Source organism: Streptomyces sp. NPDC037271, from assembly GCF_055603605.1.
The window spans coordinates 534,590-557,902 of the sequence record NZ_JBVJVN010000002.1; the positions used below are offsets into that span (position 1 = coordinate 534,590).

A 23,313-nucleotide genomic window follows, 5' to 3' on the forward strand; every position below is an offset into this window, starting at 1 on the left:
AGTCAGGCACGCAGGATGATCACGGCGCCCACCGGAGGGATCGCAACCGATGAACGACGCGACGGCTTCTCTGAAGGAATCGGTCGGACGGTACGGCGTCTGGAGCGCGCAGCTGCGCTCCGGGGACCCGGACCGCGCCGGGGAACGGGCCGAGGCCGTCGCCGAGTTGGAACGGCTCGGTTTCGGTGCCGTGTGGCTGGGCGGCAACACCGCCGCCCAGCACGCCGCCCCGCTGATCGAGGCGTCCTCGCGCATCGTGGTCGGCACCAGTATCCAGAGCATCTGGGAGCACGAGGCCGCCGCCACCGCTGCGGCCTTCGCCGAGCTGGAGGTGGCCCGTCCCGGCCGCTTCGTGCTCGGCCTCGGCGTGAGCCACGGCCCGATGGTGGGAGGGTACAAGCGCCCGTACTCGACGATGGTCGGCTACCTGGACGACCTCGACAGGGCGGGGATGCCGGCCGGGCGCCGGGTGCTGGCCGCGCTCGGCCCGAAGATGCTGGAGCTGTCCCGGGACCGGGCGGCGGGCGCGATCCCGTACCTGGTCACCCCGGAGCACACGGCGCAGGCCCGCGAGAGGCTCGGCGAGGGCCCGCTGCTGGCCCCGGAGTTCAAGGTCGTCCTCGACTCCGACCCGGCCCGCGCCCGTGCGACGGCCCGCGCCTACCTCTCCGGGTATCTGGAACTCCCGAACTACACCAGGAACTTCCTGAGCCTCGGCTTCACCGACGCCGACGTCGCCGACGGCGGCAGCGACCGCCTGATCGACGCGGTCTTCGCCTGGGGGGACGAGGAAACGATCCGCGCCCGCGTGGACGCGTTCCACGACGCCGGCGCGGACCATGTGGCCCTGCAGGTGGTGGAGGACGACACGGCGCCGCTCCCCCGGGAGGGCTGGCGCCGCCTCGCTTCGCTGCTGGGGTGAGGCAAGGCGCCGAGGGGGGCGCGGGGCTGTGACATGTGCGGCTCCGCCGCGTGGGCGCGACCAGCCGGCGACGGCCCGCGGCCGGCCACGCACCGCAGTCCCGCGGCCGACGTCGCACCGCGCTCCCCGCGCGCCCCGCGCCCCGCGCCCCGCGCCCCGCGCCCCGGCGGAGCGTCTACGCGTCCTTCAGCTCCTGCCGCTGCCGCCCGAGCCCGTCGATCTCCAGCTCGACGACGTCCCCGGCCCGCAGGTAGGGCTTCGGCTCGGGCCGCCCCATCGCCACCCCCGCCGGTGTCCCGGTGTTGATGACGTCACCGGGACGCAGCACCATGAACTGGCTGACGTACCGCACGACCTCCCCCACCGGGAAGATCTGCTCGGCGGTCGTCCCGTCCTGTTTCAGCTCGCCGTTCACCCACAGCCGCAGCGACAGCCGCTGCGGGTCGGGTACCTCGTCGGCGGTCACCAGCCACGGCCCCAGCGGGTTGAACGTCTCGCAGTTCTTGCCCTTGTCCCAGGTCCCGCCCCGCTCGATCTGGAACTCCCGCTCGGACACGTCGTGTGCGACCGCGTATCCGGCGACGCACGCGAGGCCTTCCTCGGCCGACTCCAGGTAGCGGGCCGTACGCCCGATCACGACCGCGAGCTCGACCTCCCAGTCGGTCTTGGCGGAGCCGCGCGGCACGAGCACCGTGTCGTCCGGTCCGACCACGGTGTCGGGCGCCTTGAAGAAGACGACGGGCTCGGCGGGCGGCTCGGCCCCGGTCTCGCGGGCGTGGTCGTGGTAGTTGAGGCCGATGCACACGATCTTGCCGATGCGTGCCACGGGCGGTCCGACGCGCAGTCCCGTGCTGTCCAGGGCGGGCAGTTCACCGGCGTCGGCGGTGGCCCATATCCGGCCGAGCGCGGCGTCGTCGGCGAGCAGCGCTCCGTCGATGTCCGGCACCACGCCCGACAGGTCTCGCAGGGTTCCGTCGGCGTCGAGCAGTGCGGGTCGCTCCGACCCCGCCGTACCGACTCGCAGCAGCTTCATGATCCCCAACTCCTCGTTCGCGGGCAGCCCGCCCGATGAGGTGCGCCTGGATGCGGCCGTGCGCAGCCATCGGAGGACTGGTCGATCGTCCAAGGTCGGGGTCCACTCCGCAATACCCCGTTCACGTACTGGACCGTAGCCGTGTCGTCCGGCTGTGGTTCACCGGTACAGGACGGCCCGTTCGACGGCGCTCCACGTCGTGCTGGTGACGACGTAGAGGGCGGCGGCCAGCGGCACCACGGCCACGGTGACGAGCGTGAGGAAGGACATGAACGGCATGATCCTGGTGATCGTGCCCAGTCCCGGTACCTGTTCCCCGTCACCGGCCGGCGCTGTCGGGCGGCCGGTCGTCGTCCGTTTGGTGGTCCGGTAGCTGAAGAGGGCCACCGCGGTGACGCACGCGAACAGTGCGGCGTACACGAGTCCGGTGTTCCCGAGCGGCCCGCCGCTGTCGCCGAGTGTGTCGGCCCACCGTCCGCCGAGCGGGGCGGCGAGGAGTTGGTGGGAGAGCAGTGTGTTGGGCTCGCCGCCGATCGAGGGGCTGGAGAAGAGGTGGTAGAGGAGGAGGAAGGCGGGCAGCTGGCACAGGCTGGGCAGGCAGCCGGACAGCGGGGACACTTTTTCCTCGGTGTGCAGTGCGAGCACGGCCCGTTGGAGCTTTTCGGGGTTCTTGGCGTGCTTGCGGCGCAGTTCGGCGATTCTCGGCTGCAGTTCGGTGCGTGCCTTCTGCCCGCGCGCGGCGGCCCGGGACAGGGGGTGGAGGAGGAGCCGTACGAGGGCGGTGAACAGGATGATGGCGGCGGCTGCGGCCGAGGCGCCGAACAGCGGCTGGAGCAGGTCGGCGAGGTGCTCGACCAGGCTGGCGCATACGGACATGGGTGGGTGAGCCCTCCGGGGGTCTCGTCGTGCCGGGTGAAGGGGATGGCGGCATGACGACACGGCCGGCGTGGGGCCAGGTGTGGGGGGGGTGGCTGTGCCCTACGCGGTGGTCGCCGGGAGGGCGTGTCCGGGTGCTCGGGGGCGGCGGCGGCCGCGGGCGTCGGGGTCGCGCTGCGGCAGGAAGGCGGTGCGCAGGTCCCGGTCCTTGATGGCCGTACGCACCCGGGTGGGTGGTACGGCGGGCGCGCAGCGTGCGGCGATGACGGCGCACACGGCGAGTGCGGTGCCGGCTGCGGCGGTCGCGGCGAGCGCGACGGTGGCGGAGAGGCTGCCTGCGTCGACGAGGGCGACGGGGAGGAGCACGAGCAGCAGGACGAGCAGGGGGCGCAGGGCGCGCAGGGGGTGCGGGGTGGCCGGTCCTCGGGCCATCGGCCGCTTCCCTTCTCGTGTGCGTGTTTGCCCCAGTTATACAGGAGCCGGCTGGTGTCCGGTATGGGCACCGTCGTGTGCCGTTCCGGCCCGGGTCTCGGGTCTGCGGGGGCCTCACCTTCGTCACCTGTCGGCAGTACGGTGTCCCCCATGCGCCCCGACACGCCTGCCGAGAACGTCGACCATCCCGCCGAGGCGGCACGCCTGGAGCGGACCGCCGGTCTTTATCCGGAGGACGCCGAGGCTCTGCTCCTGCGTGCGGCGGCCCACCTGGAGCTTTCCGGTGACCGCCCTGCCGCGACGAAGCTCTACGACCGCCTGTTGTCTTCCGGTTCCGCTGCCGCGGCGCTGGAGAACCCGTCCCTGGTCCGTGCCCTCAAGGCGTCGAATCTGTGGGAGTACGGCCATGAGGCGGAGGCCCGGGCGATCATCGACGGCGTCCGTGCGGCGTCGCCGCGCGATCCTGCCCCGTGGGTGATCGTGGCGGAGTCCTTGGAGGCCCATGACGAGTTGGAGGCGGCGCACGAGTCGTTCACGGAGGGTGCTCGTCTGCTTCTGACGGATGTGGCGGAGCCCCCGTACTCGGCGCATCCTCTCCTGTACGGCCGCCATCGGGTCCGCAGGATGCTGGGTTTGGCCCACGACGAGTGGGACGCTCTCGCCGACACTTTGCATTCCATGCCGGTGTCGCTGGACGAGTTGCACGATCCGAAGCGTGTGTGGTCGCTGGGTTCGGAGGATCCGGCGGATCTGGAGGCGGAGATCTCCCGCCTGCGCGCCGAGCTGGGCGCTTACCGGGAGGCTCTGTCCCGTCCTTTCCCGGTGGCGATGCTGCACTGGCCGGCGGATGAACTGGCGGAACTCGTCGAGGCGTATCCGCCGCTGGCGGCCGAGTACCCCTCGTACGGGGAGCACGTGGCGGCCATAGAGGCGGCGCTGCGGGAGCTGGCGTCGTCCGGCACCCCGAACCTGGGTGTGGTCCGGGGGACGGTGCCGTCGTACGAGGCGTTCGCGGCGTCGGAGGGTGTGTCTCCGGCCGATCCGGCTCTTCTGCCCCAGTATGCGACGACGCTGGCGGCGCGGGGGCGTGCGGTGGTGTGGCCGCCGCAGCGGGGGGCGGCGTGCTGGTGCGGTTCGGGCCGTCCGTACGGGGAGTGCCACGGAACCGGGGTGTGACGGGGCGCGTCTTCCCGGTCACCTGACGCCGGTGCCGGGCCTGGACGTCGTTCGGGGGTGACTGTCGTGTGCTTCGGGGGGAGCCTGCCGTGTCGCAGCCCTGGTCGACCATCGCGTTGCTCTTCGCCGCCGGCTGGACGGCCTTCGGTGTCCGCGTCGTCCACCTCGCCCTCCGCGGCCGGCGGGGCCTGCGTCTTCTCGGTGTCCGGGGGACTCGCGCGGAGGGTGAGGTCGCTCGCGGTCCGCGGCGCGAGGGTTCGGTCCTTCACCCGGCGCAGGTTCGTTACCGGGCGGGCCCGCGTCATCAGACGTATCGCCGCGTTCCTCTCAACTCCGGCCTTCACACGCTCCGCGTCGGGTACTCGGTCGTGGTGCGGTACGACCCGGCGGATCCTCGCCGTGTGGTCGTGGTGCGGACGCAGAAGACGTGCGCTCCGACGGCGGGCCTGGTGTGGGGGGTGCTGTTGTGCCTGTTCGGGCTGGGGCTGGGGGTGTGGGCGGTCGTCTGAGTCCGGGCCGGCCGGCGTGTCGCGCCGACGTGGTGTGCCGGCGGGCCCGGACGGGGGCGGCCGGCGGCTTGGAGGTGAGCGTGCCGGGCGGCTCCGGGGGGTGTGCGGGGCCGGGACTCCGCGGAGAACCGCCTCGGTGCGTACCGATGAGGTTGGGCGCGGGCGGGTGTCTACAGATACGACGGCCTCGCACGGGGGGCGCACGGATCGAGAAGGGGAGACAGAACATGTCCGACGAGCAGACCGCAGCGGCCAACGGCTACTCCTACACCCTGACCCGCACCCTGGACGCCTCGGCGGCCCGGGTCTGGCAGGCCTGGACCACTCCTGGCGAGTACGCCCAGTGGGCGCACGCCGCCCCCGGCTCCGTCGAGCTGGACGTGCGTCCGGGCGGTGCGTGGAAGGCCACGATGCTCACGCCCGACGGCGCCGAGTTCCCCTTGACCGGTACCTACCGGCAGGTCACCGAGAACCGCCACCTGACCATCGGCATGGACGTCCCCGGCCGCCCCGACCCCACGACGATGACCGTGGAACTCACCGAGCAGGGTCCCCGCAACACCGTGATCGTCCTGAGCCAGACCTGCGACACGGCGGAGGAACGGGACATGGCGGAACAGGGCAGCGGCATGCTCCTGGACGGCCTGACGGCGTTCCTGGCGGACGGGTCGAAGGGCTGAGCCCCCGCCGACGGGACCGGGCCGTCCCCGGGCCTACCGGAGCCCGGCCCAGTCCCGTCGCCCGCGTCCCCTCGGCCGGGGCACTGCTGTGAAAGCGTGAACTTTTCCGCCGAAATGTCCACGCACCGCTCAGATGAGCGCGACAGCGGGCCCCGGGACCGTCGCCCGGCCCTGGAGGCACTCGGCCCTCCCCGTGACCACCGCGCGACCGGGGCCGCCAAAAGGCCGCCGGCATGCCGGTCGGAGCCGCCGCCCCGCCGGGACCGGGCTGCTTGACGGCCCGGGTAGCCCGATGGGCTCAGCCATGCAGGGTGGGCCGGTAGACGAGCTCCTGGGTGTGGCCGTCGAGCGTCCGGTGCTCGATCAGCTCGAGGTCGAAGTCGGCCGCACCCCGGAAGACCGGGTCCAGCCCGGTCCGCCCGGTGATCACGGGGAAGATCGTCACCTGAACGCGGTCGACCAGACCGGCGGCCATCAGCGCCCGGTTCATCGACAGACTGCCGTGCGAGCGCAACGGCACCTCGGACTCCTCCTTGAGCCGGGCCACGACGTCGACGGCGTCGCCGCCCACGACGTCCGCGTCCGGCCAGTCGAGGGGCCCTTCCAGCGTGGTCGACACCACCGTCGCCGGCAGGCTCCTCATCCGCGTCACCCACGGGTCACGCACCTCGGACTCCTCGGTACTCTCGGCCACCATCCGCGCGAACCCCCGATACGTGTTGGCCCCGAAGACCATCCGCTGCTCCTCGCCGTACAGGGCGAGACGGTGGTCGAGGAGCTCGGGACCCTGCTTGCCCCAGTCGCCGCTGCTGTCGTAGGAGCCGTAACCGTCGAGGCTGGAGAAGACGTCGAATGTGTAGGTGGCGGTCATGGTGCTCTCCTCGCGTGCGGTCGATCGCCTGTCGGAGATACAGACCGACGGCCACGGCGGAATTCATCGCCTCGGACTCCTGGACTCCGGCCGCCCCGGACGCACTCCCGCACTCCTGCACTCCTGGAGTCCGCCCGCCCCGGACGCGGCCCGGAGGCTGCGTCACGGCGGGGAAGGTGCTGAGGTCACGAGAACAATGCGGCCCGATCGGATTCCGCCAGCAACGCGCAGAACACGTTGCCCCGGGTTGGCGAGAACGACCCGGCGCCGGGCTTCGGGCTTGCGGCGATCGATCGCCGCCCACGCTCAGCAGCCGCTCGGCCTCGGCGCCACTCAAGGTGTCGGGGCGCAGGTACAGATGGATCCTGTCTAGCCCGACTCGCGCTCCGGCACTGCGCTGAAGTGCGAGGCCGGGCCGCCGGGCAGCTTGATCTCAGTCTCACCGGAAGCTGCTGGCTTCGCCTCCCTCCCCTCTCACCTCACGTGGGATGCCTCAGTGGCCCAGCAAAAGTGCGAGACTCTTGATGTCGAGAGGCTGGCACATGATCATCGCCTCTCCCGGAACGACCACCTTCAGGAGGAGCGGCATGCCCCGCAGCGGCCAGACGCGACCGCGGTTCGCCTCGCCATTGACCTCGATCGAGATCTGTGCGGGTGCCGGGGGGCAAGCCGTCGGACTTCACAACGCCGGTTTCGATCATCGCGCCCTCGTTGAGTGGGACCCGCACGCCGTGGCTACCTTGCGGGCCAACGTGGGCGGCTGGCCCGGCTGGAATCAGCACAAAGCTGACAATATCCACCCTATGGACGTCAAGGATTTCCTGGACTCCGAGGTACGAAAAAATCTCGGCCTTGAGCCAGGAGAACTCGACCTGCTCGCCGGTGGAGTGCCATGCCCCCCGTTCTCCTTGGCCGGACACCGGCTTGGCCCGGACGATGAGCGCGACCTTTTCCCGGCAGCGCTTGACATCATCGACGCTCTCAGGCCGAAAGCGGTGATGATCGAGAACGTCAGAGGCATCCTTGAGCCTCCAGAAGTCTTTATTGAGTACAGAAATTCTATTCTTGACACGCTGCGTAATCTCGGTTACCTGGTCCCTGAGATTGACCAGAACCAGTCAGCCAGCGCACAAGACGTGGCCATGCGAAAAGTCTGGCGCCGGATGGACGCGAAGTACTTCGGAGTACCACAGCTCCGGCCTCGTGCAATTTTGGTAGCTATTCATCAGGATGCGGTAAAGCCGGGAGGTCCCGGATTCCAGTGGCCTACGGGCATAAAGGGTAGCTCGGCTACTGCTTTCGAGAAGCTCGATAAAAGCATGCTCGCACGCTGCAAGGCGTTCTGGGATAAGAACGCGGCTGGCGAACCCGCCCGGCCCGGCGAGCGAACCGGGCAGATGGTCTATGAAGACTGGAAGAGAAACATCTCCCTCGCCGCAGCAGCGGGTAAGAAAGTTGCCCCGACACTCGTAGGCGGCTCGAGGAAGCACGGCGGTGCCGACCTGGGGCCTACGCGCGCCAAGCGCGCGTGGGCCGATCTGGGCGTCGACGGGATGGGGATCGCCAACGATCCGGAAAACTGCGACCCGGAACGCGATCTGTTCCGCCCGACCGGCCCGATGCTCACTGTCGCCCAGGCGGCGGCCATCCAAGGCTTCCCGGAAGACTGGCAGTTCCAAGGACGGAAGACAGCCCGTTACCGTCAGGTCGGGAACGCCTTCCCGCCGCCGGTTGCCGAGGCAGTGGGACGCGCGATCGCCGCAGTCCTCCTCCCTGAATACAGCGAAGCTCTCACCAGGGACTACGAGATGGAGCCCGCAGGGGCGACCCTCGTCGAGGACGTTCCGCAGCAACTGGAGATTTCAGTCGCCCCGCGCCGGGCCTCCCTCACGCCGGCCCAAGACCGTCGCAGCGATTTTGTCAGCACAGGTGTCTGATGGCTCGTGCTCCCAGAAGCGGAGCACGAGCCAGCCAGCTTCCCGCAGCCTTTCGTCGGTATCCCGGTCCCTCTTGACATTGCGAACGACTTTCTCCGACCAGTAACCGGAATTAGTCTTCGGCGGGACGTAATGCTCAGGACAGCCATGCCAGTAGCAGCCGTCGATGAACACCGCGACCTTCGCCGAACGGAAGACCATGTCCGCCGTCCGGCGAAGATCGGGGAGGGGACGGGCAGCGACCCGGTACCGCAGCCCTGTGGCATGTACGAGCCGCCTGATCAGAATCTCCGGCTTGGTGTCACGGCTGCGGATCGCCTGCATGTTGCGGCGGCGTGCTGCGGAGGAAGCCCAGGAACCTTCCGGGGCCTCCCATTCGGCTTCGGGGGACACACCGCAGAGGGTAGTCCCGTCGGTGCCACAGCACGCAGCCAGTCCTAGCGACCTCCCATGTGACTCAGCAGCGCCTCGATGTCACCCGGTGCGAGACCAGCCGCCACTGAAGGCTCCTCCTCAAGATCCGCGAGCTGCTGCACGGTGGGGTCGTCCAGGATGCGTCCCATGAATTCCAGCTTTCGCTCCAGGCTCGCGGCCACAACCTCGTCGACGGAGTTCCGCACCGCCAGGACTGTCACCCGGGTCTCTGTGCCGGGGGCGAGCCCGAGACGGTGGATCCGGTCCAGGCTCTGGAGGAACCGCCCCGCCATGAAGTCACGGTCCACGTAGACCGCGTCATGGCAGACGTGGTGCAGGCTGATTCCCTCCCCCAGAGTGGCCGGGTTCGAGATGAGCACCATGCACGCCGGGTCCTCCCTGAACCGGCGAATCTGCTCCTCGCGGTCAGGCGTACCGCCGTAAACAACAGCCGGACTGTACTTCTCCAGCATGCGCTCCAGCGTGGTGAGACTCCTGACGAACGTCGTCCAGACCAGCGTCTTCCGGCCCTGCGCAGCGTTCTCCGCGATGATCGCCACGGCTTCCTTGTACTTGGGCGAAAGCTCGTAGTCGGGAAGGTTCTGCATGAGCGAGTACAGCGAACCTCCCTCGGGAATCTCCATCGGCGGCAGCTGATAGGCCAGTGGTTCGTAGCGGCTGCCGCCTTCCAGGAGAAGGGCGGGGCTCGTGGCAGCCATGAGGAGGCGGAGTGCCGTCTTCCCGAGGGAACTCAAGTCCTCGCGCGCGGCACCGCTCTTCTCGCCGCCCACGATTGCCGTGTAGATCTCGTCATGCAGCGGCGGCATGTCAACGAAGCGCAATCCCAACTGCACGGGGGGCAAGCCGAGTTCATGCTTCGTCGTGCGGGTGAACAGCGGCCGGAGGACAGTGCTGGCGTGCGCGAGATCTCCTCCGGCAACCGCCTGGACCACCGTGCGCTGGCCGTGGCCGGGCCACACGAAACCCAGGAGGTTCTCCAGGTCCCGCGAACCGTTCGGAGCCGGCGTACCGGTCAGGATCAGTCGGCGTGCGGCCAGAGGTCCCAGCGCCATGCAGGCTGCCCCGTAGGTTCCCCGGGCACCCAGTTTCATCCGGTGCGCCTCATCCAGGATGATCATGGAAGGGGACGACTTGAGCCATCCAGCCAGCCTGGACAGTGACCGGTCGAGACGCTCGTAGTTCACCACGAGCACCTCGGCCCACTGATCCAGCGACCCGTCCAGGACGTTGATGCGCAGCGGATGGATAAGGCACTCTGCGGTCTCGTAACGCCATGACTCGTATGCCGACTTAGGGCACACGACCAGCAGTCGGCTCACCCGGCCTGCCGCCTTCTGGGCTGCGTACACCGCGAGCGCGACCCGGGTCTTGCCGGCGCCGGGCACGCTGAAGTTGGCACCGTGCTGAAGCGACAGGAGCTTCGCGATATCCCGGCGCTGGAACTCGCTCAGTTCACCCTTCCAGCTATCGCCGAGAAGCACGGGCACGTCATCGGGCGCGACCTCGCCGGCCGTCGGCCGCCCAGCGAGCCGCTGCTGCACGGTGTGGGCATCCTGGACCACTCCGGATACCAGGTCCCGAAGGTCGTCCGCCCACTCCACACCGGCGGGGTCTGACCAAGTACCGAGCAGGCCGAGGTCCGCGAGCAGCTCGTCCAGGGAGACGGAGGCGCTCAGCGGGCCAAGCTGGCCGCCGGTACGAAAGCGGGCGGCCAGCTGTACGAGTTCCTGCTGGAACGATTCCGTGGTTCGCAGCACCACTCGGGTCCGGGTCTCATCGAACCCAAGACGCAGCGACTTCTCGCTGACGGAACTGCTCACCGGGAACCCTCCGCCACGACCGCTTCCAGCAGCCAGGCCACGCCGTCTCCCGGCTGCGGCAGCCCGCGGCCGGCCTGCTGTGCGAGCTTCAGCAGACTGACCCGCAGCTTCACCACGGCGTCATCGAACGCCTCCTCGTCCAAGCTGCGGGAGGTACGCGCCTGCACCAGGTCGCTCACGCACTGGTCAATGCTCGCGCACGCGTCGGCCAGCCGGGCGGGGGCGAGCTGCTTGCGCTTGCGCAGCCGGGCGCTGCGACCCGCCGCCTCGATCACCTCGTCGAACGCCTGCCAGGTGTTGTCCCAGGTATCCTGCGCGGCGGCCTTCAGCTCGTCACCGAGGTCCGAGGCCTCGTTCCTCACCACGGCGGCGGTGCGGAGGATCTCGTCGTTCATCGCCCGGGCCTCCGCGACGGCGGAGGAGGCGGCGGGCACCTCCAGGCCCAGACCGGGGATCGACACCGACTGCGGCTGCGCGGCCGTCGTACCGCCCATGGGCAGCCGCTGCTCGAACCCCGCCTTCAGGAAGTCCTCGTTGATGTGACGGACGTCGGTCTTCGAGAAGTTCAGAAGGATCGCGGCCAGGCGCAGTTCCTTCAGCACCTCAGCCTGGTCACGGTCCACCGTTTCCAGCTTCACGTACAGCCTGTGGAGCTCCTTGAGACGCTCCTGCGCGCCCTCCCAGTCCACCAGGCGCAGTCCGTTGCCGCCGCCGGTGCGACTGCGCTCGTTCAGCTCTCGGATCGTGCTGAGGATCCACCGCTCCTGGTGGTAGGTGCGGACCTGAATGCGGAAGTCCTTGGCGATCTGTTCCGGCGTCCGGCCCAGCGCCGCCTGCTCCTCCATGGCAAGGAGACGGTTGATGTAGGAGTAGTCACGCCGGTGGTCCTTGCGAAGCTGCAAGGACAGCTCGACGGCGTTGATGTCGGCCCAGGTAAACGACGCCGGCAGCACGCCGACGCGCATCGACTGCGCGCCGAGCTCGCGCAGCGCCGCAGCCCGGGTGTTGCCGTTGACCAACACCCCGTGCCGGGTCACCAGCCCGGGGTCGTTCTGCCCGAACTGGTCAAGGCTGTCCTTCAGGACATCGAAGTCCTTGTCCCGCACATTCGTGTTCTCAGGGTCCGCCTTCAGCAGGAACCCGAGATAGTCCTGGCTCTCCGCACTCCAGGGGTCCTTGTCCAACGCCGCGTCCCGCTCGGCGTCGTGGCTGCGCTGTGCCCGGATGCGGTGGGTGCTGGGGTTGTAGAAGAGGCTGCTGAGCGGCAAGTCGATCACTTCGACATGGGCCTGCTGCCCGTTCCAGTCGACGGTCACGGTCTCCCGGGTGCCGCCAGACGTCTTGACCTCCTCGACCTTCTTGCTGATCAGCTCGCTGAACTCGACCGCCCGCGGCGGGGCCGGAAACTCGCGCATCATCGTTATCCCGTCCTGTCTCAGTCGTCCGTACCGTCAAGAGAGTCGGCCACAGCCTTACGGGAGTCCTCCGGCAGGGTCCGGTACATACCCCACAGCACCTCCAGCGAGCTGTAAGTGCGCTGGTCGTTCTTCACCCAGCTGCTCAGCACGCTCCGCTCAAGGGGCGCCAGCGACTCGATCCGGGAAAGCACCTGCGGCAGATGCACGGACCGGTCCACGGTGCCCCGCCCGCACCGCTGACACTCGGTTACCAGCTGGTGGGTAACGCTGCCGTCCACCAGCGTCACCTGCCGCCGGGCGACGTTGAGCACCGCCTGCGTGACTCCGTCCTCGTACGCCTCGCCGGCCGCGATGCCGCACGTACGGCACAGGTAAGCGTCGGCCTGCATCACCTTCGCCCGCTGGGCGTTGGTGATGCTCGACTTGTGACTCGGACCCTTCGCCTGGCCCGGTACCCACACATCCTTGCCGCGCGTCACGAACCGGCGCTCCTGCGGAAGCAGTTCCGGGTCCTCGCGGGCCGTCGAGATCTCCCAGCCATAGTCGCGCAGACCGCGCATGCGCCGGTCGATCTGCGCGACGTCCGGGAAAGCCTCGCGCAGCTTGGCCACGGTGAAGATCTCGCCCTCCCCGACGACCTGGACCAGCCAGAGAGCGGCACGCGCCATGCTCCCCAGCTTGTGGTTTCCGACACTGGTCTCCTGCCACGACGGCAACGTCACGATGGGTCCCCTCCCATTAAGAACACACACAATTAGGCGGTTCTGCCGCATACGTCACGAAATGACATGAGCGCGCCATTCATGAATGCACGACTCGCGCCATCCCCCCGCACCACTGGCGGCTGACTCCTAAAGCGTGGCACATCGAAACTGCTTTGAACCCTCTCGATGCAACTTGCGCACCAACTGGCAAGAGACGAAGCAAAAACCGCCAGGCGGCTGCCCGTTGCTCTCCGGCACAATGGCGAACAACGTCGCCGCCTGGCGGCACAAACGGCCAGCCAGTTCGGCCCAGAATGCGGAGGTTTGCCGCTATGGCAGCACGCAGCAGCAGTCGCCGTCCGTTCGCATGGACCAAGAAGGCACTCGACGAGAGCGTCTTGCCTGAGAGACGGCGACTGGCTGCCGCGCTGCAAGAGATCTGCCGCCATCTGGTCGTCACGACTCAAGAGGGGGCCACGCTTACTCATCCGACACAGGCCCAGGCCGCCGAGTACCTGAAGGTCAGCGAGACCACACTGACGCGATACCTCCAGGGCCAGCGCATCCCGCCAGACCAGGTGGTCACCTTCATCTTCGACACCGCCTGCCGGGACGCGGGAGGCAGTCAGAACGTCGGCATGAAGTGGGAAGAGATGCGGGAACTGCACATAAGAGCCGAGCAGGAACGATGCGGCAACTGCTCGCGGCACAGAGAGGCGGCCCGCGCCGCTGGCCAGAAACTCCGGGCTTTGCAGGAAACCCACGGACAGCTCGAACGGTCGGCGGCAGAAAGAGACCGAGAGCTCAGGGAACTCCGCCAGCGCGTCACCGTACTCAAGCAGGAGACGCACCGGATGAGGGCCGCCCAGCCGATGCCGGTAGGTGAAGCCGGCCCGCAAAAGGTCCGGGAGGCGGCACGCGCCACAAGTCTGTTGCCGGTCCCCCGCCGAGAGGGGGACCGGCAACAGAGCAGAAACGAAACCGTGGCAGCCCACCATGTCGGCCGCCGCGCCGAAGAGCTGCTCCGCGGCGGCCGGCCGGACAGCACCCTCGCACTCCTGCGGCATACGGCAGAGGCTTCGACGCCCACAGAAGTAGCATTGCTGGTAACCCTGTTGCGGTCACAGGAGCAGGACGACCTGGCCGACAACCTCGTGCACATCTATGCGCGCGACCGTCACGATCAGGACGTGGTGCGGACAGCACTGATACTGCACGAGCGACAGGCCGTCGCGGACGCGGAGGTGCTCTTGCGCACGGCCGCCGCTCACCCGGGACCAGCTCTCGCCCGGGCAGAGGAGTCCGGGCCACCCAGATAACTACGGCCGGCGCGTCATCCGTGCCGACGCAGACCGCGAGCGGGCTTGCCGCAGGTGCGGAGGCAGTATGGGCCTGGCCGGCTAACACCCGTTTCGCCGCGGCGCCATACCGGCATGCAGCGAAGGGGCCAGCGAACTTCAGGCGGCAATATCGGGCTCAGCTTCGTAGTGCAGTTGGGCCTGGTCCAAGACGTCGTCTGGATCAAAGCCGCAGGAAGCCGTCCAGTGCAGCAAGTCAGCGATCAGCTCAACCGCTGACTCCTTGAGAGCGAGATCTCGCATCCGGCCCTCCGCAGCCGTGCCGCCCGCAGGGCGGTAGCTCCGCAGAGCCGCAGCCGCCCGTTCCGTCCGCTGACACACCGGATCGGACCCGAGAGCGATCTCGCACCACACCGACTTTCCGGCCGCCGTCAGAACCGTCCCCCAATCCGCCGTCACGGCGTCGAGCAGATGCAGTCCGCGCCCGCATTCGTCGTCGCAGCCGGCTGCCGACAAGGACGGCACGGAGTGGCTCTTGTCATGGACTTCTACGCGCAACCGCTCGCCGTCCCACTCCAGGACCAGCGTGGCGGACGTGCCCTCACCCACGTGTTTGATGACATTGGTGGCCAGCTCCGTGACCACCAGTTCCGTTTCGTCCACGGCGTGGGGCATGCCCCACTGCCCCAGCTGAGCCGTAGCGGCCTGCCGCAGCAGCCTCACCTCGGCCGGCGCTGCCATGAAGGGGAGAACAAACCGTTGTCGGTGTTCCCTGACCTCGTCGCCGGGCATGCGGACTCCTCCCTCCCGAGCCACGCGCACATGAGCCTAACGAGTTCGCCCGGCTCCACTGCGTAGCGGTTCGTAAGGGAGAATGACACAGAGAAGTCTCTCTATGTAACTTCTCACGAGAATCCATCGAGTGAATCTGATGGTGGGAGGTCCCCTCGCTGCCTAGCCTGATCAGGCCCGGAGCGACCGCCCGGCGCACGTGCAGGAGGAAGTCCGCATGACCGTGAGGGCCACCACTCGCCGACGTCAACTCGGCGCGACGTTGAGGAAGTTGCGTGCCAGCAAGGGCCTGACTCTGGAAGAGGCCGGCCGACTCGTCGGGGTCTCCAAGGCCACGGTCAGCCGGTACGAAACCCAGGCAGGCCCCGTGAAATGGGTCATCGTCGACGCACTGTGCCGCGAGTACGGGGCTGCCGACTCCGAGCGCGAAGCCGTCGTACGGCTGGCGAAGGACGCCAAGCAACAAGGCTGGTGGAGTTCGTTCTCCGACTCCATCCCGGAGGACATGAACCTGCTGCTCACCCTTGAGGACGAGGCCGTACGCGAGAACCACTTCGCCTGCGTCTACGTTCCCGGGCTCCTTCAGACTCGCGCCTATAGCACCGCCCTTCAGCGGGCCAATGAGGTCCCCCTGTCGCCGGATGAGATCGAACGGCTTGTGGACATCCGCATGAAGCGACAGGAGATCCTCACTCGACCGAAGCCGCTGCACCTGTGGGCGATTATCGATGAGTCCGTCATCCGCCGCGTTGTCGGGTCGCCGCAAACGATGAAGGAGCAGCTGGACCGGCTGCTCACGGAGAACGACTCACCTCACACCACGCTCCAGGTGCTCCCCTTCGCGAAGGGCGCTCACGCCGCGGCGCTCGGAAGCTTCGTCATGATCGGCGGCGCTGAGCCGACCCTCGACGTCGTGTACGTCGACTTCCACACCGGGTCGCTCTTCCTGGAGAAGGATGAGGAACTGGAGCGCTACCGACTTGCGTTCGAGTACCTGCGCGCACAAGCGTTGGACATGGAGGCCTCCTCCGACCTGATCCATCGCGTCCGCAAGGAGCTGTAGATGCCGACCGCTGACCAGCATCACTGTGAACTCACCTGGTTCAAATCGTCATACAGCGGAGGCAACACCACGGAATGCGTGGAAGCCGCCTTCGCCCGTTCAGGGGTGCTCATACGAGACTCCAAGCAGCCGGAAGGCCCATGCCTCGGCGTGTCAGCTGGGGCATGGCGTCACTTCCTGACCGCTTGGCCGGACCCCGTCACCGACGCCTGACCGCATCCCCGTGCCGGTGGCCTGTGGCGGAAGAGACACTGTTCGCGTCTGCCGCATGTCTGAAAGAGTGAGACAACGCTGAAGAAGAGCGAGCGGCGAACGGGGCGACGGTGCAGAGGTGGAGACAAGTCGCGCTACTTCTATGTGCGTTGGTGCTCGCACTCCTCGCTTTCGCCTTTCCGCGCGAACACGACGACGTCGTAGACGCGACCCAGTTCAGCATCGCATTCTTCGCCACGCTGCTGACCGGTGAGGCGGTCATCTTCGCTCTGACCTTCTCCGCAGCCAGCTCTTGGCCGTCGCTGCGAGCGATAGACAGCCACATCGCCTTCCGGGAGTGGGTACTCGTCGGCTGGCTCGCCGCCCTGTTCACAGCTTGCGGGCTACTGGGCGACAGCGGCGTGAGCGCCACTTACGGCGCCCTGCTCTTCCTGCTGGCCAACATCTTCGGGATCTTCTCCTTCGTCCGCCTCTTCGGCCTGGCCAGCGTCGGAGGGCGCAACCGGCTGCTGCGCCGCACCCTGGCGGCGGCTCTGGTCCGGCAGGGCATGAGCGACGGCCGCACTCCCGACGACCCTGAGAACATCGCCAGCGTCAACTCGTATCTCGGCACCGTCAGCCAGGCCGCCACCAGCAACGACCCGACAGCGCTACGTCATCTCGTCAACCAGCTGACTGAGGCAGAGCTGCCGTCGGAATCCGCGGAGCAGGCCATCGCGGTTCACCTGGACGTCCTGCACCGCCTCTCACGGGCCACCTTGGTCAGCGGCGCGGATCCCACCCAGGTGGTCGCCTGTTCCGAGCTGCTCATCGATTCCGTGATCCGTCATACCCGCCGTCTGGCCGACCCAGCTCCAGCGCTGGGAGCGCTCAGCCGATATCTGTCCTGGCTCGCCAACACGGCACTGCTGATGTCCGTGCGCAAGGTGGCCTCAAACAGGGCGGCCCGCGAACTGGTCGCCCTCACCACCGATGCCCGTCTGAAGATCTTGCGCGGCGTCGACCCCGACCCGAAGTCCGCCTCCACACACGACGAACTAGGCAGTATCCTCACCACCCCTGTCCAGGTACTGCTGTGGTACTCCGACTTCAGCGAATTCCACGGAGCCCACCAGGCGAGCGCTCTGTACGGTGTGCACGAGATCCTTACCGGCACCAAGTTCATGGGGAACTACTGGGACGGCGCCTCCGTCCTCACCCAGTTGCGCGAGAACCTGTACGGTGCCGACGCCGTCGCCACAGACGAGGCCGCCGCCGCCCGTACGGCGTTCGGATCTGTTGAGGAGTACGACCACTTCTGGACGCTGGTCTCAGTGACCGTGTTCGCTACCCTGCGCGATGCCCGCCTGCCCCATCCGCCGGAACTCATCCGGCCCGAGTTCACCCCGGATCCCCAGCTGCTGGGGGCGTATCTCCGCACCTTCGCCACTCACCGCTACTTCGCGACGCCCGAGCAGGCACGGTCCGCCCTTCTGCGTCTCGTGGGCCGTTCCACATCGCCCGGTTCACCCACCGCGGAGATCCGCACAGCGCGAGGCGGCCACCACTACGGAGTGCCTGCACCGCTCACCGAGCCGCACCAGCGGCCGGCCGCCATGGTCCTTGCCATCGCCTGCCGCCTCGCTCCGCTCGCTCCGGGCGATACAGACACCGAGCTGCGGATGTTCCTCACCGGCCTTCCTCCGGCGGCCCTGCGGGCGGCCTCACGGCTCGCAGCCCGTGTCCTGCCCGGTGCGGCAGAGGAACCGGGCCCCGTGGAGGCGATCGCAGCAGGTTTCGGAGTGCTCCAACTGGTCGGTGCGCACACTCGGACGGAGATATGAGCGACTCGGTAATAGACGTTGCCGCATGGCATGAGCGCCTGGGCGCGCTGAATGGTGATGACGTGACTGCCGCCCTGGTGGTCCAGTGCGACGAGGTATGGCTCCGGCCCGAGTTCACGGCCTTCCGCAATGAGATAGACCGGATTCTCATGACAGCTCAGCTGCGCAGAGGCCGCAGCCTGACGATCACGCGGGTCATTCTGCACAACCTCCCCGTCACCCCGGCAGCCTCCGCTCGGTCCGCCGCTGTCGACCAGTCTTTCGAGGAGTGGCAGCACCGGCTGTCCGCAACGCGGGCTCTGCTCGCCTCCGGGTCCGCCTCCCACCAGATCCACCGGCTGATCCTCCGCCGAGGCGAGGTGACCACCGTCCCGGATATGGTCGAGTTGATGAAAGACGGTGAGTGGACCGACGACCACCAAGCCGAAGCTGTACTTCGCGTGGTCGGCACCGTCGGCGCCACCACCCCTCTGACGGACTACGACGTGAATCTGGACGGCCCGTTCGGCGACGCTGACCCCTCTGTCTACATGTGAGCGCACCAGGAACGGGCCCAATCGAACGCTTGGAGACAAGGTGCCCTACGCTCCCGAGACCACCCAGGATCGCGCGTTCCTCAATCGAGCCATCGAACTGTCCCGGCATGCCCTCGAAGACGAGGGGAAAACCCCGTTCGGGGCTGTCGTCGTCATCGACGGCGAGGTTGTCGGCACCGGCACGAGCTCAGTCATCGAACTTCACGACCCCACCGCTCACGCGGAGGTCATGGCCCTGCGCAACGCCGGCGCCAAACTGGGGCGGCACCTCATGGAGGACGCCGTGATGTACTCCAGCAGTGAGCCATGCCCCATGTGCCTGGTTGCCTGCTATTGGGCTCGGGTGCCCCGCCTGGTGTACGCCGCCACCAGCGAGGACGTCGCCACCAATGGGTTCGAGGACTCGCAGTTCTACCGCCAACTGGCCCTTCCCAACGCCGGACGGGTCCTCCTCGCCGAGACCGCCGTGGGCGGCGAGACCCGGGAGGTCGCAGCCAAGGCGCTCGCCAGCTGGGCGGGCAAGCAGCCCTTTCCCGTGCAACCCAAACTCTGACCCAGCGGGTTGACGACTATGGCATGGCGAGACGGGCACCTTACCGCCGTTGCCGTTGCCGACCGTCGGCGATCTACGAGCCACTCTGTGGTCCGGGCACGGATTTCCCGGCGCCCCGGAGACCTTCGAGGCTGACTTGCAGCGCGCGTTGGAGGGGGCGACGGAGATGGATCTCAAGGCCGTGGCCGCTGTGATCGCCGACTTCCGCGGCAGGATCCGCCTGCACCAGGAACCCGGCTCGACATCGCCGTTCAGGAAAGCATCGCTCTCACCGCGCGGCTGAAGCGGGAGGCTCCGGGCCAGTGAACGATGACCCCAGACACCGCAGCTCCCGAGTGCGCTCCGCGAACCCGTGGCTCGGAGAGCGCGTCATTCCCGACCGTCTGTGGGTTCCTCGTTCCCGCCCTCGATGACAGTCAGTTCCGTATGCCCGCCGGCGTACGGATCGGGTGTGCCGACGGGGATGTTCTGCACCGCCTGCCCCTGGGCCGCGCCGTTGCCGTTGAACACGAAGTCGGGCCGGATGCGCCAGTTGCGGCCGTCGCGGTAGATGAAGCCCTGGGCCGCGAGCTGCTTGAGGCTACGCGAGACGGAGGCCTGTGACATACCGACCTGCTCGGCGAACTTCACCTGGCTCTCGACAAGGACGAGGCCGTGGTCCTTGCGGTTCTGGAGGGCACACATCTTGTGGAACAGCTTGTACGCGCTGACGCTGAGGTCGGCGTCAGCGAGGGCGTTGTGGGCCGCGTACCCCATCGTGGTGAAGCCTCCTCCCCTGAACCAGAGGGCATGAGCGGCCGAGACCGACGAGTGGACGGTGAAGTCGTTCACCTCACCCGTCCCCTTGTTCACGGTCTCGATCCGGGTCACTCGCCGGGCCGCACGCACAGAGTACTCCCAAGGGTGAATAGAAGGCATGCAGTGCTGACTCGCATGTTCCAGCACTGACGCGGAAGGATTCGGTGCTGCATAGCGTAGGCGCGATATTCAGCTCTGAATGACTATATCCAATATCGGAACAACTCTTTCGTGTTCCCGCACGTCAGCGGCATGTCCGCCATCGCCTGTCTTTATAGCGAAGGAGCCTCGCCGTACCTCCGCCCCCAGCCACTCGGTGGGTCACCGCGTCCGGCCGCCAGGCCGTCGCGGCCGCGCGCCGTCATCAAGGAGGCGTGGCTGATACCGGTGCCGGGTTGAGGGAGGCACACGTGACGGGCGACCGTCCGGCTCTCCCGCCGTTGTGGCGTGCTTTCGACGGCTGAGGCTTCGAGGTCCGTGGAGGAATCGGGCCAGTCGTTCTGCGGAGCGCCGTATGGCGGCGAGCAAAAGGCGACGGAGTACCCCGGCGCGGGCGTCATGAGCGTACGTCACCCCGCCCGCCTCCACCACCACAGCGCTTCCCACAGCATCCACGAGGAGTTCCCCCGCCGCACCCCTCCCGTTAGCCACGCCTGGGTACCTTCGCCTCGCCCGGTCCGGCAGCAGGAGAGGCATGCCCATGAGCACCCCGGTCCACCGCACCCCGACACGGCCGTCCGTGGCCACGCTGACATCGGTCAGGCAGCGTCGGGAGGGCAGCCGGACCGGAAGTCCGTCCGCGAACTCCGCGGAGCACGCCTTCCTCCGGTTCCAGTCCAGCGTCGGCAACCGGGCCGCCACCGCGGCGGTCCAGCGTGCCAGAAGCACGACCGCGGAGCAGGCGGCGGAGCCCGCCGGCACGACCACGGAACAGGCGGCGGGAGGCGGTGGCGCGGCCGACGGCGCGCCGCAGAGGAAGAGCTACCGCGACCGGATCAACGCGCTGCTGGACCGGTTCAAGAAGAACCTCGAACCCGCGGACAACGCCGTCAAGGGTGGCCAGACCCCCACCAACGCCGCCCTCACCCACCAGGCCGGTGCCACCGCCGACGGGGCCCTCAAGAACGACGCCGCCATCTCGGGAACCTCCGCCGCGGGGTGGAACCTCCTCACGGAGGCCACCGGCGTCGTGGTCAGCGGCATGGACGCGTACAAGAACTGGAAGGACACCAAGCAGAACGAGTCCGGGGCCAAACACCACACGGCCAAACGGAAGGCCAAGGTCAAGGCGACGGACGCGGGCGTCGGTGCCGTCAGTTCGGGTTCCTACGGCGCCGCCATCGCCAAGGAGGCGACCAAGGTCCAGGGTGCGGCGAACGCCGCGACGGCGGCCGAGGCGAGCGGTGCCCTCAGTGCCGTCACCGGCGTGGCGAAGGGCGTCCGTGCCCTGATCCGTGTCGGGGGAGCGGCCAAGAAGTACAAGGAGTTGCAGAGCCTCGGCGATGCCAAGAAAGTCAACGCGGATCTGCTCGTCCGACTGGACCAGGAGGCGCACATGGCCGTGTTCCGGGCCAACACGGCCCAAGCGGAGATGTACGCCAGGTTGGACGCGGCCGCGGCGCACCCGCACGAGGGATGGCAGGAGGGCGTCGAAGAGGCCTACGCCCGCTTCGAGAGGGAGTACCGCAGCGTCAAGCCCGCCGATGAGGCGTACAAGCGTGCCCAGAAGGAGGCTGCGGACCTGAGCGAAGTACGGAAGTACGCGATGACGAAGCAGAAATTCAAGATGGGCAAGGAGACGATGGGCGGCGTCGTGGGCGAACCCGCCAAGGCCGCGGCCGGCGTCCTGACGCTGGTCACGGCGACGGGAGCGATGGCGAGCAACCCGGCCGGCTGGATCCTCGCCGCGATCGGGGCCGGTTTCGTCCTGGGCACCACCGGTTACAAGGCGGGCCGCGCGGCCACCAAGCGTTACAACGAGAAACGCCACCCCGATCGCTACGCGCTGGAGGGCGAGACGCCGGACAACGCCGCGCCCCGCACGGAGTCGCTGTCGCACGCCCTGAAGTTCTGGAAGAAGGTGTCGAAGGGCGAACGCCAGGCCATGGCACGCAAGATCTACGGCCTGGCGGCGGGTCCCGACGTGCCCGGGAGCGGCAGCACGACGCCCGAACTGCGGCAGTCTGCCCGGCAGCTGCTCATCGCACTCAAGGCGGGCCCCGATCAGCACAACCTGAACACGGTGGAGGACTGGGAGCTGACCCTCAACGACCCCGCGAAGAGGGACGCCTGGATCGCGGAGATCGCGGAGCAGCTGGCCTCGGGGTGACCGTGAGGCACCGTGGTCGCCGCACGGCTCGCGCGCCGTCCCGCGACGGGCGTCGACAAAGGCGGCGGCCGGGCGGACGGCCCGGTCCTGGCGACGGGGCGCCGCCGTCACCGGCGACGCCCGCGCCGTGCGCGCCGCCCTCCCCGGACGGACGGCCCCTCAGCGGCACGGAGCAGTACCTGCTGAGGGAGCGGTCGAACCGCCTCGCCACCGACGGCTGACGCGAGGTCCGGTGACGAGGCCGGCGCGTCGGCCGGGCCCTCCCCTCTCGGCCCGGCCGCGCCGCCACGGCGGCTGCCGCACGTGCCGGCAGCCGCCGAGCGCCCGGGTCAGGACACCACGCGCAGGTGGGTCGGCCAGCCGATGCGGTCGAGGAGGCGGAACATCTTCTTGATGTCCGTCGGGTTCAGCTTCACGCAGCCGTTGGACTTGTAGTCACCGGCGCCGTCCCAGCGGCGGGCCTCGGTCCGGCCCGCGCTGCCGTCGCGGTTCATCTCGGAGTGGATGAACATCTCCGTGCGGGTCAGGGTGCCCTTGGAGCACTTCATGTCCTGCAGGTAGACGGCGTACCCCTTGATGAGATTGCCGTTGTACGTGCGGGTCTTGAGCTTGATCTTCCAGTTGCCGTTCGGCATCCAGCCCCGGGCGCGGGCGCAGTCGTCCTTGACGCCGAGGCCCGATCCGGCCCGGTAGGTGGCCCAGAGCTTCTTGCCCTGGTAGACGGAGAGCTTCGAGTTGGTGGGATCACCCGGATTCTTGTCGAACACCAGGGTCGTCGCCGGCGCGGCTGCCGCCGCCCTGGCCTCGGCGGGGCCCTGGGCGGCCGCGGCCGGCGCCAGGGCCAGCGTGGTCGCCACGGCCCCGGCGACCAAGGCGCCGCGCAGGTGACGTGCGTTGCTGTTCATGTGGGTTCCTCGCTTCTTGTCGTCCGGGGCCGGGCAGCCGGCCTCGCGTGTACGGCTCGGATGTACTGCTCGCGTGTACCGCTCGGGTGGGCGGCTCGGGTGGGCGGTACGGCCGCTCGGCCGACCGCCGCGGTCCGGGTGGGCGCGACCCGGGCCGACGCAGGGGGCGGGTGCCGTGGCCCGCCCCCGT

The 23,313-nt window shown here is 68.4% G+C and carries 23 protein-coding genes; 12 read left to right on the forward strand and 11 right to left on the reverse strand.

The features are described from left to right. Nucleotides 1-49 precede the first annotated feature (49 nt). Nucleotides 50-922 (forward strand): LLM class F420-dependent oxidoreductase, encoded by an 873-nt coding sequence (locus tag ACZ7G3_RS07050; RefSeq protein WP_470923776.1) that lies wholly within the window; start codon nucleotides 50-52, stop codon nucleotides 920-922. A gap of 175 nt (nucleotides 923-1,097) precedes the next feature. On the opposite strand, the gene ACZ7G3_RS07055 is transcribed toward ACZ7G3_RS07050, so the two are convergent. The 3 genes from ACZ7G3_RS07055 to ACZ7G3_RS07065 all read right to left on the reverse strand — a co-directional run bounded on the left by ACZ7G3_RS07055 (nucleotide 1,098) and on the right by ACZ7G3_RS07065 (nucleotide 3,263). After that, nucleotides 1,098-1,955 carry a fumarylacetoacetate hydrolase family protein gene (locus tag ACZ7G3_RS07055; protein ID WP_470923778.1) on the reverse strand — a complete coding sequence of 286 codons (858 nt, stop codon included), beginning with the start codon at nucleotides 1,953-1,955 and terminating at the stop codon, nucleotides 1,098-1,100. Nucleotides 1,956-2,114: 159 nt separating this feature from the next. Beyond that, complete coding sequence (locus ACZ7G3_RS07060; protein WP_470923779.1) at nucleotides 2,115-2,831, reverse strand: YidC/Oxa1 family membrane protein insertase; 717 nt, start codon at nucleotides 2,829-2,831, stop codon at nucleotides 2,115-2,117. Between the two features lie 102 nt (nucleotides 2,832-2,933). Continuing rightward, the gene (locus tag ACZ7G3_RS07065; RefSeq protein WP_426554430.1) at nucleotides 2,934-3,263 is read right to left on the reverse strand and encodes a DUF6412 domain-containing protein; all 330 of its coding nucleotides are present in this window, start codon (nucleotides 3,261-3,263) and stop codon (nucleotides 2,934-2,936) included. Between the two features lie 150 nt (nucleotides 3,264-3,413). Here ACZ7G3_RS07065 and ACZ7G3_RS07070 point away from each other — a divergent pair, with 150 nt between their 5' ends. From ACZ7G3_RS07070 to ACZ7G3_RS07080, 3 genes are all read left to right on the forward strand, one after another. Next, the gene (locus ACZ7G3_RS07070; RefSeq protein ID WP_426554429.1) at nucleotides 3,414-4,439 is read left to right on the forward strand and encodes an SEC-C metal-binding domain-containing protein; all 1,026 of its coding nucleotides are present in this window, start codon (nucleotides 3,414-3,416) and stop codon (nucleotides 4,437-4,439) included. 89 nt (nucleotides 4,440-4,528) lie between these two features. Further along, on the forward strand, nucleotides 4,529-4,948 hold the full coding sequence (locus ACZ7G3_RS07075; protein ID WP_470923781.1) for a DUF3592 domain-containing protein: 420 nt from the start codon (nucleotides 4,529-4,531) through the stop codon (nucleotides 4,946-4,948). A gap of 227 nt (nucleotides 4,949-5,175) precedes the next feature. Next, complete coding sequence (locus tag ACZ7G3_RS07080) at nucleotides 5,176-5,628, forward strand: SRPBCC family protein (protein WP_470923783.1); 453 nt, start codon at nucleotides 5,176-5,178, stop codon at nucleotides 5,626-5,628. A gap of 298 nt (nucleotides 5,629-5,926) precedes the next feature. Here the strand turns inward: ACZ7G3_RS07080 and ACZ7G3_RS07085 are convergent, their stop codons facing one another. Further along, nucleotides 5,927-6,499: a dihydrofolate reductase family protein gene (locus ACZ7G3_RS07085; RefSeq protein WP_470923785.1), complete on the reverse strand. Its 573-nt coding sequence runs from the start codon at nucleotides 6,497-6,499 to the stop codon at nucleotides 5,927-5,929. 587 nt (nucleotides 6,500-7,086) lie between these two features. Between ACZ7G3_RS07085 and ACZ7G3_RS07090 the strand changes: the two genes are divergently transcribed. After that, on the forward strand, nucleotides 7,087-8,436 hold the full coding sequence (locus ACZ7G3_RS07090; RefSeq protein ID WP_470923787.1) for a DNA cytosine methyltransferase: 1,350 nt from the start codon (nucleotides 7,087-7,089) through the stop codon (nucleotides 8,434-8,436). Here ACZ7G3_RS07090 and ACZ7G3_RS07095 read toward each other — a convergent pair. From ACZ7G3_RS07095 to ACZ7G3_RS07110, 4 genes are read right to left on the reverse strand one after another with little or no spacing between them, the layout of a single operon-like run. Further along, nucleotides 8,362-8,829: a very short patch repair endonuclease gene (locus ACZ7G3_RS07095; protein WP_470923789.1), complete on the reverse strand. Its 468-nt coding sequence runs from the start codon at nucleotides 8,827-8,829 to the stop codon at nucleotides 8,362-8,364. The genes ACZ7G3_RS07090 and ACZ7G3_RS07095 overlap by 75 nt on opposite strands. A 44-nt stretch (nucleotides 8,830-8,873) precedes the next feature. Beyond that, nucleotides 8,874-10,691: a DEAD/DEAH box helicase gene (locus ACZ7G3_RS07100; protein ID WP_470923791.1), complete on the reverse strand. Its 1,818-nt coding sequence runs from the start codon at nucleotides 10,689-10,691 to the stop codon at nucleotides 8,874-8,876. Beyond that, nucleotides 10,688-12,109, reverse strand: coding sequence for a hypothetical protein (locus ACZ7G3_RS07105; RefSeq protein ID WP_470923793.1), 1,422 nt, complete (start codon nucleotides 12,107-12,109; stop codon nucleotides 10,688-10,690). The genes ACZ7G3_RS07100 and ACZ7G3_RS07105 overlap by 4 nt, the downstream gene beginning before the upstream one ends. Nucleotides 12,110-12,126: 17 nt before the next feature. Continuing rightward, nucleotides 12,127-12,777, reverse strand: coding sequence for a hypothetical protein (locus ACZ7G3_RS07110; protein ID WP_470923795.1), 651 nt, complete (start codon nucleotides 12,775-12,777; stop codon nucleotides 12,127-12,129). A 368-nt stretch (nucleotides 12,778-13,145) separates the two neighbouring features. Between ACZ7G3_RS07110 and ACZ7G3_RS07115 the strand changes: the two genes are divergently transcribed. After that, nucleotides 13,146-14,132: a hypothetical protein gene (locus ACZ7G3_RS07115; protein WP_470923797.1), complete on the forward strand. Its 987-nt coding sequence runs from the start codon at nucleotides 13,146-13,148 to the stop codon at nucleotides 14,130-14,132. Between the two features lie 138 nt (nucleotides 14,133-14,270). Here the strand turns inward: ACZ7G3_RS07115 and ACZ7G3_RS07120 are convergent, their stop codons facing one another. Beyond that, nucleotides 14,271-14,903: an ATP-binding protein gene (locus ACZ7G3_RS07120; protein WP_470923799.1), complete on the reverse strand. Its 633-nt coding sequence runs from the start codon at nucleotides 14,901-14,903 to the stop codon at nucleotides 14,271-14,273. Nucleotides 14,904-15,120: 217 nt separating this feature from the next. On the opposite strand from ACZ7G3_RS07120, the gene ACZ7G3_RS07125 reads away from it, so the two are divergent. From ACZ7G3_RS07125 to ACZ7G3_RS07145, 5 genes are all read left to right on the forward strand, one after another. Next, nucleotides 15,121-15,966 (forward strand): helix-turn-helix domain-containing protein, encoded by an 846-nt coding sequence (locus ACZ7G3_RS07125; protein ID WP_426554419.1) that lies wholly within the window; start codon nucleotides 15,121-15,123, stop codon nucleotides 15,964-15,966. Further along, the gene (locus tag ACZ7G3_RS07130) at nucleotides 15,967-16,179 is read left to right on the forward strand and encodes a DUF397 domain-containing protein (protein WP_470923801.1); all 213 of its coding nucleotides are present in this window, start codon (nucleotides 15,967-15,969) and stop codon (nucleotides 16,177-16,179) included. A 152-nt stretch (nucleotides 16,180-16,331) separates the two neighbouring features. Further along, nucleotides 16,332-18,002, forward strand: coding sequence for a hypothetical protein (locus ACZ7G3_RS07135; protein ID WP_470923803.1), 1,671 nt, complete (start codon nucleotides 16,332-16,334; stop codon nucleotides 18,000-18,002). After that, the gene (locus tag ACZ7G3_RS07140) at nucleotides 17,999-18,538 is read left to right on the forward strand and encodes a hypothetical protein (protein ID WP_470923805.1); all 540 of its coding nucleotides are present in this window, start codon (nucleotides 17,999-18,001) and stop codon (nucleotides 18,536-18,538) included. Before ACZ7G3_RS07135 ends, ACZ7G3_RS07140 begins: the two co-directional genes overlap by 4 nt. A 40-nt stretch (nucleotides 18,539-18,578) precedes the next feature. Continuing rightward, complete coding sequence (locus ACZ7G3_RS07145) at nucleotides 18,579-19,091, forward strand: nucleoside deaminase (protein WP_470923807.1); 513 nt, start codon at nucleotides 18,579-18,581, stop codon at nucleotides 19,089-19,091. 369 nt (nucleotides 19,092-19,460) lie between these two features. Here ACZ7G3_RS07145 and ACZ7G3_RS07150 read toward each other — a convergent pair whose 3' ends face one another. Then, nucleotides 19,461-19,943 (reverse strand): helix-turn-helix domain-containing protein, encoded by a 483-nt coding sequence (locus tag ACZ7G3_RS07150; protein ID WP_470923808.1) that lies wholly within the window; start codon nucleotides 19,941-19,943, stop codon nucleotides 19,461-19,463. 646 nt (nucleotides 19,944-20,589) lie between these two features. On the opposite strand from ACZ7G3_RS07150, the gene ACZ7G3_RS07155 reads away from it, so the two are divergent. Further along, nucleotides 20,590-22,218, forward strand: a complete 1,629-nt coding sequence (locus tag ACZ7G3_RS07155) for a hypothetical protein (protein WP_470923810.1) — start codon at nucleotides 20,590-20,592, stop codon at nucleotides 22,216-22,218. A gap of 329 nt (nucleotides 22,219-22,547) precedes the next feature. Here the strand turns inward: ACZ7G3_RS07155 and ACZ7G3_RS07160 are convergent, their stop codons facing one another. Continuing rightward, the gene (locus ACZ7G3_RS07160; RefSeq protein ID WP_426516766.1) at nucleotides 22,548-23,123 is read right to left on the reverse strand and encodes a L,D-transpeptidase family protein; all 576 of its coding nucleotides are present in this window, start codon (nucleotides 23,121-23,123) and stop codon (nucleotides 22,548-22,550) included. Between the last annotated feature and the right edge of the window lie 190 nt (nucleotides 23,124-23,313).

Excerpts from the sequence above, each read along its gene's own strand:
- ACZ7G3_RS07050 (WP_470923776.1), top strand. The coding sequence starts at position 50 with ATGAACGACGCGACGGCTTCTCTGAAGGAATCGGTCGGACGGTACGGC.
- ACZ7G3_RS07055 (WP_470923778.1), bottom strand. The coding sequence starts at position 1,955 with ATGAAGCTGCTGCGAGTCGGTACGGCGGGGTCGGAGCGACCCGCACTG.
- ACZ7G3_RS07060 (WP_470923779.1), bottom strand. The coding sequence starts at position 2,831 with ATGTCCGTATGCGCCAGCCTGGTCGAGCACCTCGCCGACCTGCTCCAG.
- ACZ7G3_RS07065 (WP_426554430.1), bottom strand. The coding sequence starts at position 3,263 with ATGGCCCGAGGACCGGCCACCCCGCACCCCCTGCGCGCCCTGCGCCCC.
- ACZ7G3_RS07070 (WP_426554429.1), top strand. The coding sequence starts at position 3,414 with ATGCGCCCCGACACGCCTGCCGAGAACGTCGACCATCCCGCCGAGGCG.
- ACZ7G3_RS07080 (WP_470923783.1), top strand. The coding sequence starts at position 5,176 with ATGTCCGACGAGCAGACCGCAGCGGCCAACGGCTACTCCTACACCCTG.
- ACZ7G3_RS07085 (WP_470923785.1), bottom strand. The coding sequence starts at position 6,499 with ATGACCGCCACCTACACATTCGACGTCTTCTCCAGCCTCGACGGTTAC.
- ACZ7G3_RS07090 (WP_470923787.1), top strand. The coding sequence starts at position 7,087 with ATGCCCCGCAGCGGCCAGACGCGACCGCGGTTCGCCTCGCCATTGACC.
- ACZ7G3_RS07105 (WP_470923793.1), bottom strand. The coding sequence starts at position 12,109 with ATGATGCGCGAGTTTCCGGCCCCGCCGCGGGCGGTCGAGTTCAGCGAG.
- ACZ7G3_RS07110 (WP_470923795.1), bottom strand. The coding sequence starts at position 12,777 with ATGGCGCGTGCCGCTCTCTGGCTGGTCCAGGTCGTCGGGGAGGGCGAG.
- ACZ7G3_RS07115 (WP_470923797.1), top strand. The coding sequence starts at position 13,146 with ATGGCAGCACGCAGCAGCAGTCGCCGTCCGTTCGCATGGACCAAGAAG.
- ACZ7G3_RS07120 (WP_470923799.1), bottom strand. The coding sequence starts at position 14,903 with ATGCCCGGCGACGAGGTCAGGGAACACCGACAACGGTTTGTTCTCCCC.
- ACZ7G3_RS07125 (WP_426554419.1), top strand. The coding sequence starts at position 15,121 with ATGACCGTGAGGGCCACCACTCGCCGACGTCAACTCGGCGCGACGTTG.
- ACZ7G3_RS07130 (WP_470923801.1), top strand. The coding sequence starts at position 15,967 with ATGCCGACCGCTGACCAGCATCACTGTGAACTCACCTGGTTCAAATCG.
- ACZ7G3_RS07140 (WP_470923805.1), top strand. The coding sequence starts at position 17,999 with ATGAGCGACTCGGTAATAGACGTTGCCGCATGGCATGAGCGCCTGGGC.
- ACZ7G3_RS07155 (WP_470923810.1), top strand. The coding sequence starts at position 20,590 with ATGAGCACCCCGGTCCACCGCACCCCGACACGGCCGTCCGTGGCCACG.
- ACZ7G3_RS07160 (WP_426516766.1), bottom strand. The coding sequence starts at position 23,123 with ATGAACAGCAACGCACGTCACCTGCGCGGCGCCTTGGTCGCCGGGGCC.